Genomic DNA, 15,562 nt, shown 5'->3' with positions numbered 1-15,562 from the left:
GCCCTGGTGGGCGCTTCACAACAAGTCTAACCCGCGGGCCGTGAGTCCTATTCCCATTTCGCCCGTAGCGACACGACGCCGGGAGTGAGTTGTGCAACGCAGGTGCGAGGCGCGCACGCCACGCCCCGATACGGCTGGCTTACCCGACGCGGCTGGCTTACCCGACGCCGGTACTCGGCCTGCCTCAGATCCCGACGGCGGCCCGCTCCCCTACCGCTGGCGGCGGCGCACTTCGGCCAGTGCGCGATCCGTCTCGCGCTTGTCTTGCTTGCGCTTCAAGGTTTCGCGCTTGTCCCACTCCTGCTTGCCGCGCGCAATCCCGATCTCCACCTTCGCGCGCCCGCGCAGGAAGTACAGTTCGAGCGGCACGATCGTGTAGCCCTTTTCGCGGCTACGTACCGCGAGCTCGTCAAGCTCGTCCTTGTGGAGCAGGAGCTTGCGCTTGGCTGTTGGCCGGTGGTTGGTCCACGAACCCATCGCGTACACCGGAATATTCATGCCAATGATCCACGCCTCGCCGCGCCGATCCACCTCGATCCACGCCTCGGTAAGCGACGCACGCCCCATGCGCAGCGCCTTGACCTCCGTGCCCGAGAGCACCAGGCCCGCCTCAAAACGATCATCGATAAAGTAATCGTGAAGTGCCTTCTTGTTGCGCGCGATCATCGCCTTCGCATCCGAGGCGGCCTTCGCCTTCTGTGCCTGCGTCATCTTCGCCTTCGCCACAATTGACCTTCTTTCCGTGGAACATTCCAGAAAGTCCAGTCTAGCCGCCGCCGAGGCCGGAGCGCACCTCGCGCCGAAACGCAACGTTGCGCAAGTGCGCAACCCGCACACCGACGTCGGGAACCTTCCCGAGCGAAACGAAACCGGCGCCGATGGGCAACCCACCGACGCCGGAGACCTCGCCTCGATCGCAGGCGCGGCTTTCGCGGAACTCACCCGAAGCGCTGCGTGAACGACGGAAGGCTCATCGGGTTGATCACCCGGCCGTCCTTCCAAATCTCGAAGTGGACGTGGCAGCCGGTCACCATGCCGGTCTGGCCAGTCCAGCCGATCACTTCGCCCTGCTTCACGCTCTGACCCGGGCGCACGTTGAACCCCGACAAGTGGTTCGTGACTGTCACCCACGACGAGCCATTCACAATGCCGTGGTTGATGAAAATCTGGTTGCCGTGCGTCGAGTTTCCGGGCGCAGGAACCGTGCGTGCCACCGTGCCGTCCGCAGGCGCGCGCTGCGGCTCGCCACACGAGCTACGCAAGTCGACGCCGTTGTGCATCCAACGGCTACCGTCGAACGGATAGATACGCATGCCCCACGGGCTCGTCACGTACACGGGCGCTGGAACCGGTGGGTGGAGCCAGTAGCCGGAGCCGGTGTTCTTCGACTCGGTAGAGCCACCGCCCGACGCCGAACCCGCCGCTTGCGAACGCTTCGCAGCAGCCGCCCTGCGCGCAGCTTCGGCGGCCTTGCGCCGGTTCTCAGCATCAATCTTGGCGATCTCGGCCGACGTTTCGTCGCGAGCAACCGTGACCGTTTGGATAGACTTCTTAAACTCGGACTTGCGGTCTTCAAGCGCTGCGGTTTGGCTCTTCAGATCGTCCTCAAGCTTGGTGAGCTCATCCTGCTTCGCTTGCGCTGCTGCCCGTGACTCCTCGCGCTTGACGACAATGGCATCGGCCTTCGCTTTGAGATCGGTCACCTGGGCTTCCACCGCATTCTGGCGAGCTTTCTGGTTCTCGCTCTGCGCAGCCGCCTGCTGGAACTGCGTCAGTGACGACGATTGCGTACGCGAAATCGCACTCGAGACCAGGTAGGCATCGAGGAAGTCTTTCGACGACGTCGCGCCAACGATCAATGACAGCGCGTTCGGCTGGAGCTCGCCACGGTAGGTGGCGCGAGCAAGCTCGCCAAGGTTATCGCGGGAAGCGGCAGCCTTCGCCTGAGCATCAGTGATCGCTTCGCCGATCTGGGCAAGTTCGCCGCGCGCAGCGGCAAGCAACGCGGCGTTCGCCTCCGCCTCACGGTTCGCCGCAGACAGCGCATCCTCAGCCTTGGCAAGCGCGTCCTGGGCTGCCGGGATCTTCCCTTGCGTCTGTTGGAGTTGCAAATACGCCTTCTGGAGCGACACATCCACTCCCTCGAGAGAGGACGACAGGTTCTCAATCTTCTGAGTCTGCTCCTTCTGCTTTTCGACCAGATCGGAGCGCTCGTCAGCGTACGCAGGTAGCGCCCACACTGCCGCCACAGTGAGCGCCAACGCCGACAAACATGCAGAAGTCTTACGCAATTTTACTCCCCCTCACTCCCCGTCACTCACACTCGAGTGTATCGACGAAGCGCGACGAACGAGGCCAAGACCGATACCACTACTGCGCCAATAATCAAGAACGGAGCCATCACCAGCACATCGCCTCCGGAGACGACGTCGATCAGTTGTGAGGAGAACCAGCGCGAAATAAATACCTCAACGGCCACGTACAGTGCACCCACTGCCAGCAGTGAACCAAACAGTGCAGCGATCGCGCTTTCAAGGATGAACGGCGCCTGAATGAACATGTTTGACGCACCCACGAAACGCATAATCTGTGTTTCGTTGCGGCGGAACATTGCCGAGAGGCGAATCGTTGATGGGATCAGGAGCAGGCCGGTCACGATCATGACGCCCGCAAGGATACCCGCAACGTACGTGAGGCGGTTGAGCATGTTAAACAATGGCTCGAGCTGCTCGCGCTGGTCAACCACTGATTCGACGCCGGGCTGACCGCTCAGCGCCTCCGCAACGATCTTGTACTGCTCCGGGTTGACCAGCTTTACACGGTAGGACGCCTGCATCTCGTCCGCAGTGAGGGACTGGACCCAGTTCGTGCCCGCCATCTGCTTCTGGAACGACTTCAGAGCGTCTTCCTTCGTTTCAAAGTAGACCTTCTCCACGTATGGCTTCAGTTCTGTGGACTTGAGCAGGTTCCCAATTGAATCGATCTGCTCCGCCGTCGCCTCACCACCAGCGCACTGCGCCGACGTCGACTTCGTCGGACACATGAAGGCAGAAACCTCCACCTTGTCGTACCAGTCGTTCTTCATATTCGAAATCTGGCCCTGGAGCAGAACCGCCGAGCCAAGGAAGAGAAGCGACACGAACGTGACGAGCGCAACCGACGCCGCCATCGAGGCGTTGCGGCGCAGCCCCTTGAACGCCTGGGAAAGCAAAAAACGAATAGCCATCAGAGGGTACCTCCGTACACGCCGCGCTCCTGGTCACGCACAACCTTGCCATCAACCAGCTCGATCACGCGCTTGCGCATCTGGTTCACGATCTCCTGATCGTGGGTCGCCATCACAACCGTGGTGCCCTGGCGGTTGATTCGATCCAGGAGGCGCATGATTCCCAGCGACGTATTGCGATCAAGGTTTCCCGTAGGTTCGTCGGCGAGGAGGAGGTCTGGACGGTTCACCATCGCGCGCGCAATCGCCACACGCTGGCGTTCGCCGCCCGAGAGCTCGTACATGCGACGCTTCTCCTTGCCGTCCAAGCCCACCAGTTCAAGAACCTGCGGAACCTGCTTCGCGATCGCGTGGCGCGGCTTGCCCGTCACCTTCATCGCGAGGGCCACGTTGTCAAAAACGTTCATATCCGGAAGCAGACGGAAATCCTGGAACACGGTACCGATCTGACGACGCAGGTGCGGCACCTTCCGAGCGGACACGCCCGCAAGGTCCTTCCCCAGCACGTGAACCTTCCCCGACGTCGCGCGCTCCTCAGCCACGATCAGCGACAGCATCGTGGACTTCCCGGAACCGGATGCGCCCACAAGGAACACAAAATCTCCGCGATCAATATTCAGGCTCACCTGATTGAGCGCGGGCGCCGCGCCCTTCTGGTACACCTTCGTGACATTTTCAAAAGTGATCATAAACCGTGCCAATACTTCAGTTTGCTAACCGTTCCACCTTATGAGCGCGGGCGCACCAATGCGAGAAGACGCGCCGAACCTCACAGTTAGTGAGGTTCGGCGCGCACAATGAACCCTGGGTGGAGCAGACTATTCGTCCGAATCCTTATGTGATTGCCGCCAGCGAATACCGGCGTCGATGAATCCATCAATATCGCCGTCGAACACCGAGTCGGTGTTACCCACTTCGTAGTTGGTGCGCAAATCCTTCACCATCTGGTACGGGTGGAGAACGTAGGAGCGCATCTGATCGCCCCACGAGGCCTTCACATCGCCAGCGAGCTCTTTCTTCTTCGCCTGCTCTTCCTCGTGGCGGAGCTGGAGGAGCTTCGACTGGAGCACTCGAAGAGCCGAGGCACGGTTTTGGATCTGCGACTTCTCATCCTGCATCGACACCACGATGCCAGTGGGGATGTGGGTCATTCGCACAGCCGAATCAGTGGTGTTCACCGACTGCCCACCCGGACCAGAGGAACGGAAAACATCGATCTTGAGGTCGGTTTCTGGGATCTCGATATGATCGGTGGTTTCAATCAGCGGGATTACCTCGACGGCAGCGAATGAAGTCTGGCGCCGGCCCTGGTTGTCGAACGGCGAGATACGGACGAGGCGGTGAGTGCCCGCCTCGACCGAGAGCGTGCCATACGCGTATGGAGCCTGCACCTCGAAGGTGGTGGATTTGATTCCTGCTTCCTCAGCGTAGGAGGTGTCCATCACCTTGGTTTTGTATCCGTGACGCTCTGCCCAGCGCAGGTACATGCGCTGGAGCATCTGCGCGAAGTCTGCAGCATCCACGCCGCCCGCGCCCGAGCGGATCGTCACGACGGCGTTACGCTCGTCGTACTCGCCCGACAGAAGTGTTTTCACTTCCATCGCGGATAAATCCTCAGAAAGCTTGGTCAACTCGCCCTCGGCTTCTGCGATCAGTTCGGCACCCATCTCAGGATCCGTTGCGCTCTCTTCCTGCGCCATCTCGACAAGAGTTGCCAGATCGTCGATACGACCTTCCATCTTCCTGATGCGCTCAAGCTCCGACTGGGCGTGCGACAGGCGCGACGTGACGTCCTGCGCCTTGTCCGGATCGTCCCACAAATCTGGCTTTGCGGATTCCTCAGTGAGGCTCGCGATCTGCTCTTTGAGGACAGGGATGTTCGTCACCGCTTCGATCTGATCGAGAACGCGGCGAAGGGATGCAATTTCTGTTTGAAAATCTGTGGCCACGGGCTCATCCTACGCTACGACGCAGGGATCGTGCGGAGTCGGGCCCACGAGATCACAGTGAGCCGGACTTCGTCGATTGCCCCGAGAAAGGCAGGAACAAGTGGAATGCGCACCACTTTCTCCACTTCTACCCCGAGTTTGTCTGCGTGTGTCTTCACGGACAAAAGCTGGATCTCCTGCCCATGCTCAGCGAGTTTCCTCTGCGCGTGAGTAGACAACTCAGCGACGTTGTACGACGGCGAGGTAACAGCACCGGCAACATTCCCACTGTAGTACGCAGCATCAGAAACGGATGCTGCGAGCGAGAGTGAGACCTCGTCTGCAACAGCGTAGAGTTCGCGCCGCTCCTGGTGAAGCGACAGTGCGCTCACCACGATAAAGACCAACGAAAGAGCAACGATCCACACGCCGATTCCGAGCACGATCATGTTCCCTTCTTCGCGCCCCTTCATCGCACACTCCTCAGCGGATCGACGTTCATCGACACGGTAGCTTCTAAAGGGATCGTCGCACCAATCACAGGGAGTTCGATTTGGGTTTTCACATGCGCGGTCACTGATGCTCCGGGTGTGAGACACGGCGTCTGGGTGCACGTAAAGGTGATGACCCCATCCGAGATCCCTCGTTCCGCAAGGGCATGATTCCCCGCCCTCGCGCCAACCGAGAATGCCTGATTCGAATCCGGCGCGCGCACGAAGGCGCGCGCCGCCTCGCGAGCCCCCGCCACGATAGCGAATTGATGAGTGGCGATCGTTGCCGCACCCACGATGAAGATCAGGCTTGGCAGCACAATCGCCGCAAGCACACCGATGAATTCGACGACGGCGTTGCCCGGTTCCGTTGGTTGGCCACGTTCCCTACTCGCGGTTCGCACTCGCACTCACCTCCGCATGCATTCCCACAACCGACGGCAATGGATATTCAACATCGATGCTCACGGTGACAACACCGGCGCTTTCCTCCCCATGCACGACAGCCGAAATCGAACCAAGCGACGTAGCCACAAGCTCCCTCGCACGCTGCTCCCCCAGCGAAAGATCACTGCCATCGAGCGCCGCGACGCGGGCACCTTCTGCCGCACAATCGCGGGCAACCCCGTGTACGTACCATGCGAGGACGGTCGAAAGAAGGAGATAAGTGACCCCGAGCATCATCGATACTGTGGCCACGAATCCCACTGTGGCGTTCCCCCTTTCGACGCGCACACTTTCACATTTGGGTGACACGCTGGATCGCGTTCTCGAACAACGAGGTCAGAGCTGGCCCAGCCACCGACCAAATGAGAACAACCAGCGCGGCGGTCATTAACGTGATCATCACCCACCCCGGCACGTCTCCGCGCTCGACCTTCCTCTCCTCGATCCTGACCAATGCAGTGAACCTGTTCAGCATCCGCCTCATGACTTTCCTTTCATTCTTTGTTTCCTTACATCAAGCTCAGCGCACCGAGCGCCGGAAAAATCGTGAACAGCACGGTGATCGGCAAAATGAAAAACACCACCGGGATCATCATTGCGATCTCCGCCCGGCCACCCTTTTCAAGGAGCGCACGGCGGGCCGCATCCCGGGAATCCCTCGCCTGAGCATTGAGAGCCCCCGCAAGGCCACTGCCCTGCTCGATCGCACCAACGGTCGCATCAACAAATCGTGCAACATTCGCGTTCGTCGAACGCTTGCCCATCTCATCCAAAGCTGCAGCCAGAGGCTTACCGGCGTGAACGTCGTCGAGCATGCGCAAGAGCTCATCCCCAAATACCCCATTGTGGATCCGCGCCACACGCTCCACTGCACCACGGATCGACTCCCCCGAACCAACTGCGAGCGCCATCAATTCGACAGCGTCCGGCAACTCGCGCGTGTATGCCTCGCTCCGTTTTCGGACCTGAGTGGTGAGCCGAGAATCCGCGGCCAGCATTCCTCCAACAGCGCTTCCTGCCACCACGAGCAGGCACACTGCCACAGGGACGCCCCGGACCACCAAGGAAAACGCGAGAACAACACCACCAACTACGCCGATGCCCGCCCACTGAAGCTGTTTCACACGAAAATCCGAAACCGTCTGATGACCAAGCGTGCGCAACCGGCGCTCCACCGACGAACGCGTCGACCCCAGCCGTTCGACCACGTACCACAAAGCACGGCGCACACTCGCGCCCCGACGTCGGCGATGCAATACCCGCGAACGCGTCGCAACGTGCGGCGCAACCCTTGAGACAAAAAGCGACGGCCGGAACACGAGACTAATCACGACAAACGCAACGCCCAACCCAACTATTGCCCCTGCAACGGCCCCCGTGATCATGCCACTACCTCGCGCGTCAATATCCGCTCCTCCGCAGGCAATCTTCCAAGACGGACCATCAACAGATAGGCGCCAACAGTGACAATAAAACCGCCGACCAACACTGCGACACCAGTGGGAGTCGAGTACGCCTCGAGGGTGCCCTCGCGCGTTGCGAGAAGTGCCAAGAGAATCCACGGGGCGCATGCGGCAAGCCGCGCGCCGTTCGTCGTCCACGATTGGCGGGCAAGGAGCTCACCGCGAGCGCGATTTTCTTCCCGAACCAGCGCAGCCAACGTCGACAGGGACTTGCCAAGATCCGCCCCACCCAACATGGCCGCAATGCGCATCGCCTCGATCACGCGATCCGCGAGAGGATCAGCAAGCTTCGCCTTGACGTCATCCAAACACAGATCCAACCGGCCGCTCGCTCGCACCGCGTAGGCAAAATGGGCAAAGGGCTCCTTCAAAATGTCGGGCCCTCGCGTGCCAAGCCCGCCCAAGGCCTCCCCGACGGATAAACCAGAACGGACCGCGGACACCACCTCGTCCAAGGCCTCCGGCCATGCCGCACGCATCGCCTCCACCCGCCGCCGGCGCGAACGCTCGCGTAATACCCGTGGGACGAAACCACCTGCAACGGCAACAACAATTGAGAACACAGCAGACCCCACGATCAGGAACGACACAAGGAACGCCCCCAATGCTGAGGCAAAACCCGTCGCCTCACGGCGTGCAACCGCCTGTACTTTCCCTAAGGCCACCGCTGGCCGCGGAGAGATGATTGCGAGCCCTGCGATGAACAAACCCAGCCCGATCAGACTCCCAACGGCGAACCCCATCGCACACCTCCCATGTCGTGACCGGCTCGTTCGAACAACTCCGGCTTCGGGATCTCACCGAGCCCACGTACGAGCCCGCCGCCTCGATCAACAAAGAGTTCAGAAATTTCGACTGTGGATCCTTCAACACGGCCAGTGAGACCAACGATTTCAGTAACCTGCCGGTTCCCAGAGCGATCACGTCGAACGTGCACCACAACGTCGATGCTCGACGCCACGGTGGGCACCACGAAATCTGTGCTGACGTTCTCGCCCGCGAGCAACGGCAACACACACAACTTATTCACCGCCTCACGTGCTGAATTCGCGTGGACCGTGCACGCGCCCGGAATCCCCGAGTTCAAAGCGATCAACATGTCGAACGCTTCGGCTTGCCGTACCTCGCCAATCACGATCCGCTCCGGGCGCATACGCAGTGCTTCCTTCACGAGCCGGCGCAACGTCACTTCGCCACGGCCCTCGATATTTGCCGGACGCGTCTGCATAGCAACAACATCTCGGTGGTCAAGGTTGAGCTCGAACACTTCCTCCGCACTGACAATGCGCTCATCAGCGCGGACCTCACCGAGAAGAGCACGCAACATCGTAGTTTTACCCGCTTGGGTCGCCCCAGAAACCACCACATTCAGGCCTGAATCCATCGCGAGCGCAAGGAATCTGGCCGCCTCACCCGTGAGCATCCCGCGCTCAACAAGCATTTCGAGACTGCGCGCCTGGACCACGTACTTTCGAATATTCACGCTCCAGTGCTCTCGCGTAATATCCGGAATCACCACGTGCAGGCGCTCGCCTGAATGAAGCGCTGCATCAACAAACGGCGAAGACAGGTCCAGACGACGCCCGGATGCGAGCAACATGCGTTCCACGAGCTGACGCACTTGATCGGAGCGCAACACGATCGACGACAGAGTTGTGGATCCGCCTTTCGAATAGAAGACTTTCCCCGGTGAATTCAGCCAGATTTCTTCGATCTCCGGATCGTCAATCAACGGCTGAATCTGGCCAAAACCGCCAATCTCATCCCGCAACACGCGCCGCACACCGGCGTCGTCGCCAATCGGTTCCACTGCACCTGCAATCGTCAAGCCTTCGTACTCTGCGACCGCACTTTCGATCAGTTCTTCCAGCTGTTCTGGCCGGCGCATCGGATCCACGCGTTGCTCGCGGACCATTTCACGCACACGCCGATCGAGCCACTGAATCGCACCCATCGTTCACCTCCACTTCCAATCTAGGCGACGACGCAAAAACGGCCGGGGAGTTTTCCACCGCTGTGGAAAACTCCCCGGCCTGTTGACCCATCCGTGGTATAGACCCGCGCCACCGCGTGTCACCCCAGCGAAAAATCGCCGAACCGGATAGTTTGAAAGACGTGAAGACTACTCCCCTGCATCTTGCCGCACTCGCTGTCGCCGCTATCGACGGCCTCGAAGCCGTCGGAACCCGCGCGCCCTACCGCAAAACTCCTGATTTCCAGTTCGGGGGCGTCGTCGATGCGCGAGGCCGCAACTGGGTAGTCAAAGTACCGCTCCACACTCATGCCGCAACCACCCTCGAAGCTGAAGTTTCCGTAGCAAAAGCCCTTGCTGAAGAAGTCGCTGACGGCAACCTTCCCTTTGATATTCTGCGCCCCGCGGGATTCGCCGCCGTGCCAACCGGGCGCGCCTTAGTTTTCCCTGCGCCTTTGGGTAAACCTCGCCGCTTCGACCGACTCGGCGAGGTAGCAAGCCACGAGCTTGGCCGCACGCTGAGCGCAATCCATTCCCTTCCCATCGACGTCGCCACCCGCTCCGGCCTGCCCGTTTATGATTCACTTCTACTGCGAACACGGCTACGCGCCGAACTCGCCGACATCAACGAAAGTTCCCCTCTCCCGCCCGCATTGATGCGCCGTTGGGAAGCTGCGATCGCCAATGATTCACTGTGGAACTTTCACACTGTCTTCGTCCACGGAGACGTTGCTGAGGAAAACTTCTTCTGGGGCGGCGGCCAGGTGACAACCGTTATGGGATTCGGTGATGCCCACGTGGGAGACCCAGCGGAGGATTTCGCAGGTCTCATCACGATCCTCAATGACGACGAGTTCGCGGCAGTCATCGAATCCTATGGGCATGGCCTCGAATCGGATTCCTCGTTCATGACCCGAACTATCCTCCTGTCTGAGATTGCCTTGGCGCGCTGGCTCGGCTTTGGCGTACGCACACAGGATCCCGACGTGATCGAGGACGCCACATCCATGCTCGACGATCTCGCTGGCGAGGTTGCAGGAGATCCGCTACTTGCGACCGGCCCAACCTGGGAATCCGAACCCGTGGAAAGCGACGAGTTTGCAGCTGCGGACGAGGCCAGCTTCACATCTGTTACCCACAACGCGGAAGATGAAGGTGAACTCGTTGAGTTGCCAACGGGAGATTCTTCCGCTCCTTCGCTGAGCGTGGTGGAGACGAGCGATTCACCGCACCTTCCTACTGCGAATCTTGATGAAGAAGATGAGCAACCTGCTCGATAATTTCATTCTCGCTCCACAGCCTCGGATGAAACTCGCGATTTTCTTCGTTCTCCTCGCCGAGATAGTAGAACGCAGCATCGATTGAGCTCAGTGCAACGCCATGCACTCTGGACCATACGAGCCGGTACAGCTGGAGCTGAAGCACTCGCGCCTCAAGGAGGGCATCGCTTGGTCTGTGCCCCGTCTTCCAATCCACGATCGTCACCGGGGCACGATCGACGAGATGCGACGTGTCAAGGACAGCGTCGATCACGCACCTGACAGTGGTTCCACCGATACGGATTTCGAGTGCGCGCTCGATCGCCAGCGGCTGGAGCTTCGCATATGGCGAGCTACGGAAACGATCGAGCAGAATCTCATTCTTCTGAGCAGGAGTCTCTTCCTGCTCGAATTCCCACACAGAATCGAGATCGAGTGTGGCCGGCGCATCGTAAAAATTGGCGATTGCCGCATGTACTTCAGTACCTAGGCGCCCTGCGGGCGAGGGCTTCATCGGAATCGGGCGAACAAGATTCCTCCAGAACGCGGACGAATCGCTCGCTACGGCCACTACGTCGGACGCAGTGTAGTGAGGCTTCTCAACCTGGGCGCGCTGATGTTGTTCAGGGAGAAACCCCTCGACGATCGCATTCCACTGTGAAATGAGCGCGGAGCGTTCCTCGTCGGAAAGACCAAGCGTTTCGCGTTGCTTCACCTGCACTCTGTCCAGGGAACGATCCACGTCAGCAGGCCATGTGGGAAACTCTTCAGATGCCGCGAGCACCGGTTGTCCGACTCTGACAGATGCCAGATTCACCTCGTGAGCCCACGCGCGGAATGCAGATTCGTCTTGGGCGACGATGTTGCCTGATGCGCTCTGCGGTAACAATTCCATGACGTCGGTAAGGAACTGCCCACGCTCGGGAGGTGCGAATTCGCCCTTTTTCTCCCAGGCGTCCGCAAACTTCTTCGCGCTCGCAAGATCGGTGAAATCGTAGCTAGCGAGGATCAGGACACGCTTCGGGCGGGTGAACGCTACGTATGCGAGGCGACGCTCCTCAGCGGCAGCATGCTCGGGGATTTCTCCATACCGGTAACTCGCATAGTCGCTTCCAAGATCCACCAGCATCGCTTTGAGCGTCTCTCGCGCATCCGCGTCCTTGTCGACCGAATATCCACGAGCCACGCGCTCGAACTCCCCCGGCCGGAAGTGACCGGCCACTTCGAAAGACGGTAGATACTCACGATCCTGCCGAAGCGGGTATGGAAGCATCGAGCTGGTCGTTTGCCAGACATCGTAAGCGTGCTTTTCGGTGTCGAATTCGTGAAAATTCATTTCCGGAACGCCAACGACATCCCACTCGAGCCCTTTCGCAGCGTGCACGGTGAGTACCTGGACCACACCACCCTCGGGGACGATCTCTTCATCAATCATCGGGGCTTCGGCCGAGGTGCTCTCTTCTCCTTGATTTTCTTTCTCTTCGACGAGGTCAATCCAAGCAACGAATCCTTCGAGCGATGGCGAATCGGCGGTTGCCGCATACTGATGCGCCATTGAGGCGAAGGACCCGAGCGCGCTCATCATCCGGTTTCCTCGACGCATCGCTGCAGCGTACATCTCAAGATCGAGCAGGTCGATCGCGCTCTGGACAGCCTGCGGCACTGATTCGAGGCGCCGGAGGCGCATCTGCTCGAGCACGGTGCCAAGCCGAGCGAGACGACTCATGCCTTCCTCACTGATGCGGACATCGGCGGGATTGTGCAGGATCCATTCCAACGATGCGAGTAGCGACTGGTCCTTGCGTTCGCGCGTCACCTTGCCGAGTTCGCGCAGATCAGATGTGCCAATGGCAAAGAAGTTCAGGAGCGGAACGAGCGCAGAGTTACGTGCAGGGCTGACGGTCAAGGTGAGAAGGGCGCGAACGAGCCTTACCTCTTTGCGCTCCATCAACGATTGCCCGCCGACTGCTTCGTAGGGCACGCCTTCTGCTTCGAGGGCGGCAATGATCGAGGGCACGTATTTACGTTTGCGACACAAGATTGCCGCCGACGCCGGTTTTCCGCCTTTCGTTGCCTGCTCACGATCGATTTTCCCCATTGCGGCGTGAACCGCCTTCACCAGTGCTGTGGCAGATTCGCCGCGAAGCGGCGCATGAACCCAGTCAACGGAGCTCGACCGCGAAACTGGCCCGGCAACGAGTTCTTTCACTGTGAGCCGCTCGCCATATTCAAGCTTCCCGCGTTGACCATGGGTGAGGAGATTCGCCGCATCGAGAATATTCTTGCCGTTTCTGAAAGCAACCGACAGCGTCAGCCTGGCGTGAGGAGCCACAGCAAAATCACGGGTGAAATCGGACAGCGCGTTCGCAGATGCACCCCGCCACGAGTAGATCGCCTGATTCGGATCTCCAACCGCGCAGATTGAGCGCCATCCTTCGGCATGTCCGCCAAAAACGAGGTGAAGGAATCGCGCCTGGTTGACGGAAGTGTCTTGGTATTCATCGAGAATAACGAGCCTGTACCTGCCCGCGATTTCTTCTCGGACACGCTCGTGGGATTCAAGAATCCGGCTCGCCCACGCCACCTGATCAGCAAATTCTGCAAGTGAATTGGCCTTCTTATAGCTAAAATACCGTTCAACAAATTCCACTATGAGGGATCGGTATGCGAATGTTCGCCCAATCTTTTTGAGCTGATCCCACGCTTTCTTCGCTGGCAACCCAGTGTTTTCTTCCGCCTCGGCGAAAGTGTTCGGTGGAACGCGAAACTTCACAGCTGCCAGCTCCGACGCGAACGCATTCTCTTCTTCGAGCTGCTTGATCAGCTCACGTGTGGATACACCGTTGTCAATCATGGAGGACGACAGCGCGAGCGAATCCGAAATAATGCTCGACAGTGAACGATCTGCCAGCGGGGACTCATCGGATGCGGGATCGTAGCCGGCGTGAAGGAGGACGTCGTCCATCGAATCGGACACGATTTTTTCCATAATCTGCCATCGTTCAGCTTCCTGAATCAGGCGTGAACGTGGATCCTCGCCGATGAGCATCGCATACGATGATGCCAGTTGAGAGGCAAACGAGTTGTACGTGAGGATCGTGGGCCGAGCGGTGGAAGCATGGATAGCGTCGGCCACCTTATTATCATTCTCGCTTGTTTCTTCGCTATCTTTCCCCACCCCAAAACGGGCCTTCACGGCTGCGAGCTGCCCCATCACGCGAGTCGCAAGCTCGCCTGCGGCTTTGCGCGTGAAGGTCAAGCCAAGCACTTCATCTGGCCGAACATGCCCACGCGCAACGTGCCATGCGATCCGTTGCGACATTGTCGCCGTTTTCCCGCTCCCTGCTCCCGCAACGACGAGGATCGACGGCTCCTCGCTTCGAATCACTTTTTCTTGTTCTTCTGTGGGGTGATTTTCCAGGATCTGGGCGAATGCTTCATAGGTCAGTTTCATTCAAAGACTCGCTTTCCGCCCTGTGCAGGGCACACGAAGAAGTATCGGCAAGTGTGGCACGCATCGGAAACGCGTGCTTCGAGGTGGGGCCCAGCCAGCAAGGCCGCCGAAGTACGGATCATCTCCTCGGCGAGTTTCATCCCGCTCGCACCAACTTCTCTTTGAGTGTCGTCGCGGTATCGACTAACGTTTCGAGACATGCGGATGAGGTGGGCGCCAATCGAATGAGCACGCTTTTCACCTTTCACCGCACCGCTGTTGACCAGCCACTGATAGATCAGCATCTGCGGATTCGATTCCGCCGAGCTGACAGCAGGGAGATAATCGCCGGTCTTGAAATCCACGACACGCCAATTGCCACCACCTTCACTTTCCAAACGATCAATCTGGGCAGAGACGCGGATCCCCTCCAGCTCCCCAAAAGCCGAAGCTTCAGTTTTGACTTCTCGCCCCTCCAGCCGTTCGCGCGCCGAGTTTAAGTAATCGATGAGCATCTCGAGTTTTTTCCGGGCTGACGCTTTCAAACGACGGCCTGCCACGTCCTCTCGCACCGATAGTTCTCCCCATCGGCGTTCGAACTCCGCTCGGATCTGTTCGGCCCCGCCGTCGGGGAATGCTTCAGCGATCGAATGGATCAGTGTTCCGATTTCGGCTTTTATGGTGTCTTGCTGATCGCGGGCACCAGCGGAGTTCAGGAATTCTTTCAGCGGGCACTCGAGCGCTCCTTCCACGCGCGAGGGCGACACAGTCACTTGTGAGGGGTGCGAGCCCCCAGAGTACTTATACTGATCCACCCAGGATTGCGGATCGGCGCTCCCGACGCCGGAATGGGCAAGTTGAGCAAGTGCATTGCGCGCGGCCTGGGAAAGGCCCTCGTCTGGGAAATCAAGCGCCCGACGCAGGTAGCCCACAAAGGCGTCCGATGAGTGCGGATGAATACCGGTCGTAGCCGTTGGCGCATTCTCCTCAGGCGTGGATACACCGAGGATGTCGAATATTCTCGATGGCATACTCTCTTCCGAGGCGAGCGCCGTCAGAAGAACTCTCTTTTTGGCACGACCGAGAGAGAAATGGAAAAGACGGTATTCGTCGTCGAAAACGTCGGCGATCGTTTGCTTCATCGGCTCGCTGCCGAGCATCCCCGACACGACGACGGAAACGAGATCCTCGACCTTCGTGAGAGGATGACGCACCCGCATATTCGGCCACACCGAATCTTGAAGCTGACCAATCGCAACATGTGAGAAGGAGCGCCCGATCAGGGACGACGGAGTAGCGATCGTCACTTCGCCGGTGCCGTTTGCGGCGCGAGCGATCGAATC

Annotated in this window: 16 protein-coding genes; 2 read left to right on the top strand and 14 right to left on the bottom strand. The window is 59.3% G+C overall.

All coding sequences use genetic code 11. The features are described from left to right. Positions 1-210: 210 nt before the first annotated feature. Entirely contained in the window at positions 211-711 is a 501-nt protein-coding gene (gene smpB / locus P8A24_RS02965) for an SsrA-binding protein SmpB (RefSeq protein ID WP_278060173.1), read from the bottom strand. Between the two features lie 31 nt (positions 712-742). Here smpB and P8A24_RS02960 point away from each other — a divergent pair, with 31 nt between their 5' ends. Next, entirely contained in the window at positions 743-958 is a 216-nt protein-coding gene (locus tag P8A24_RS02960; protein WP_278059589.1) for a hypothetical protein, read from the top strand. On the opposite strand, the gene P8A24_RS02955 is transcribed toward P8A24_RS02960, so the two are convergent. The 11 genes from P8A24_RS02955 to P8A24_RS02905 form a co-directional block, all read right to left on the bottom strand. Then, positions 939-2,291 (bottom strand): peptidoglycan DD-metalloendopeptidase family protein, encoded by a 1,353-nt coding sequence (locus P8A24_RS02955; protein ID WP_278059587.1) that lies wholly within the window; start codon positions 2,289-2,291, stop codon positions 939-941. The genes P8A24_RS02960 and P8A24_RS02955 overlap by 20 nt on opposite strands. A gap of 26 nt (positions 2,292-2,317) precedes the next feature. Beyond that, positions 2,318-3,226: a permease-like cell division protein FtsX gene (ftsX, locus tag P8A24_RS02950; protein WP_278059585.1), complete on the bottom strand. Its 909-nt coding sequence runs from the start codon at positions 3,224-3,226 to the stop codon at positions 2,318-2,320. Further along, positions 3,226-3,915 carry a cell division ATP-binding protein FtsE gene (gene ftsE / locus P8A24_RS02945; RefSeq protein WP_278059583.1) on the bottom strand — a complete coding sequence of 230 codons (690 nt, stop codon included), beginning with the start codon at positions 3,913-3,915 and terminating at the stop codon, positions 3,226-3,228. Before ftsE ends, ftsX begins: the two co-directional genes overlap by 1 nt. Positions 3,916-4,044: 129 nt before the next feature. Next, positions 4,045-5,175 carry a peptide chain release factor 2 gene (gene prfB / locus P8A24_RS02940; protein ID WP_278059581.1) on the bottom strand — a complete coding sequence of 377 codons (1,131 nt, stop codon included), beginning with the start codon at positions 5,173-5,175 and terminating at the stop codon, positions 4,045-4,047. Positions 5,176-5,189: 14 nt separating this feature from the next. Then, positions 5,190-5,627, bottom strand: a complete 438-nt coding sequence (locus P8A24_RS02935; protein ID WP_278059579.1) for a hypothetical protein — start codon at positions 5,625-5,627, stop codon at positions 5,190-5,192. Further along, positions 5,624-6,049 (bottom strand): hypothetical protein, encoded by a 426-nt coding sequence (locus P8A24_RS02930; protein WP_278059578.1) that lies wholly within the window; start codon positions 6,047-6,049, stop codon positions 5,624-5,626. The genes P8A24_RS02935 and P8A24_RS02930 overlap by 4 nt, the downstream gene beginning before the upstream one ends. Further along, positions 6,033-6,344, bottom strand: a complete 312-nt coding sequence (locus tag P8A24_RS02925; RefSeq protein ID WP_278059576.1) for a hypothetical protein — start codon at positions 6,342-6,344, stop codon at positions 6,033-6,035. The genes P8A24_RS02930 and P8A24_RS02925 overlap by 17 nt, the downstream gene beginning before the upstream one ends. Before the next feature lie 40 nt (positions 6,345-6,384). Beyond that, positions 6,385-6,576: a hypothetical protein gene (locus tag P8A24_RS02920; protein WP_278059574.1), complete on the bottom strand. Its 192-nt coding sequence runs from the start codon at positions 6,574-6,576 to the stop codon at positions 6,385-6,387. A gap of 25 nt (positions 6,577-6,601) precedes the next feature. Further along, a complete protein-coding gene (locus P8A24_RS02915; RefSeq protein ID WP_278059572.1) occupies positions 6,602-7,321 on the bottom strand; it encodes a type II secretion system F family protein in 720 nt (239 codons plus the stop codon). 152 nt (positions 7,322-7,473) lie between these two features. Then, complete coding sequence (locus tag P8A24_RS02910; protein WP_278059570.1) at positions 7,474-8,298, bottom strand: type II secretion system F family protein; 825 nt, start codon at positions 8,296-8,298, stop codon at positions 7,474-7,476. Further along, positions 8,274-9,509 carry a TadA family conjugal transfer-associated ATPase gene (locus P8A24_RS02905; protein WP_278059568.1) on the bottom strand — a complete coding sequence of 412 codons (1,236 nt, stop codon included), beginning with the start codon at positions 9,507-9,509 and terminating at the stop codon, positions 8,274-8,276. The genes P8A24_RS02910 and P8A24_RS02905 overlap by 25 nt, the downstream gene beginning before the upstream one ends. 161 nt (positions 9,510-9,670) lie before the next feature. Between P8A24_RS02905 and P8A24_RS02900 the strand changes: the two genes are divergently transcribed. After that, complete coding sequence (locus P8A24_RS02900; protein WP_278059566.1) at positions 9,671-10,807, top strand: phosphotransferase; 1,137 nt, start codon at positions 9,671-9,673, stop codon at positions 10,805-10,807. Here the strand turns inward: P8A24_RS02900 and P8A24_RS02895 are convergent. Next, positions 10,764-14,240, bottom strand: a complete 3,477-nt coding sequence (locus P8A24_RS02895) for an ATP-dependent helicase (RefSeq protein WP_278059564.1) — start codon at positions 14,238-14,240, stop codon at positions 10,764-10,766. The two genes, P8A24_RS02900 and P8A24_RS02895, sit on opposite strands and share 44 nt — an antisense overlap. Next, on the bottom strand, positions 14,237-15,250 hold the full coding sequence (locus P8A24_RS08920) for a PD-(D/E)XK nuclease family protein (protein ID WP_370870617.1): 1,014 nt from the start codon (positions 15,248-15,250) through the stop codon (positions 14,237-14,239). The genes P8A24_RS02895 and P8A24_RS08920 overlap by 4 nt, the downstream gene beginning before the upstream one ends. Positions 15,251-15,562: the final 312 nt, after the last annotated feature.

The organism is Arcanobacterium wilhelmae, from assembly GCF_029632765.1.
GTDB classification, from domain to species: domain Bacteria; phylum Actinomycetota; class Actinomycetes; order Actinomycetales; family Actinomycetaceae; genus Arcanobacterium; species Arcanobacterium wilhelmae.
Note: the sequence above shows the minus strand (reverse complement) of the source record. Positions and strands in the feature narration are given on the sequence as shown.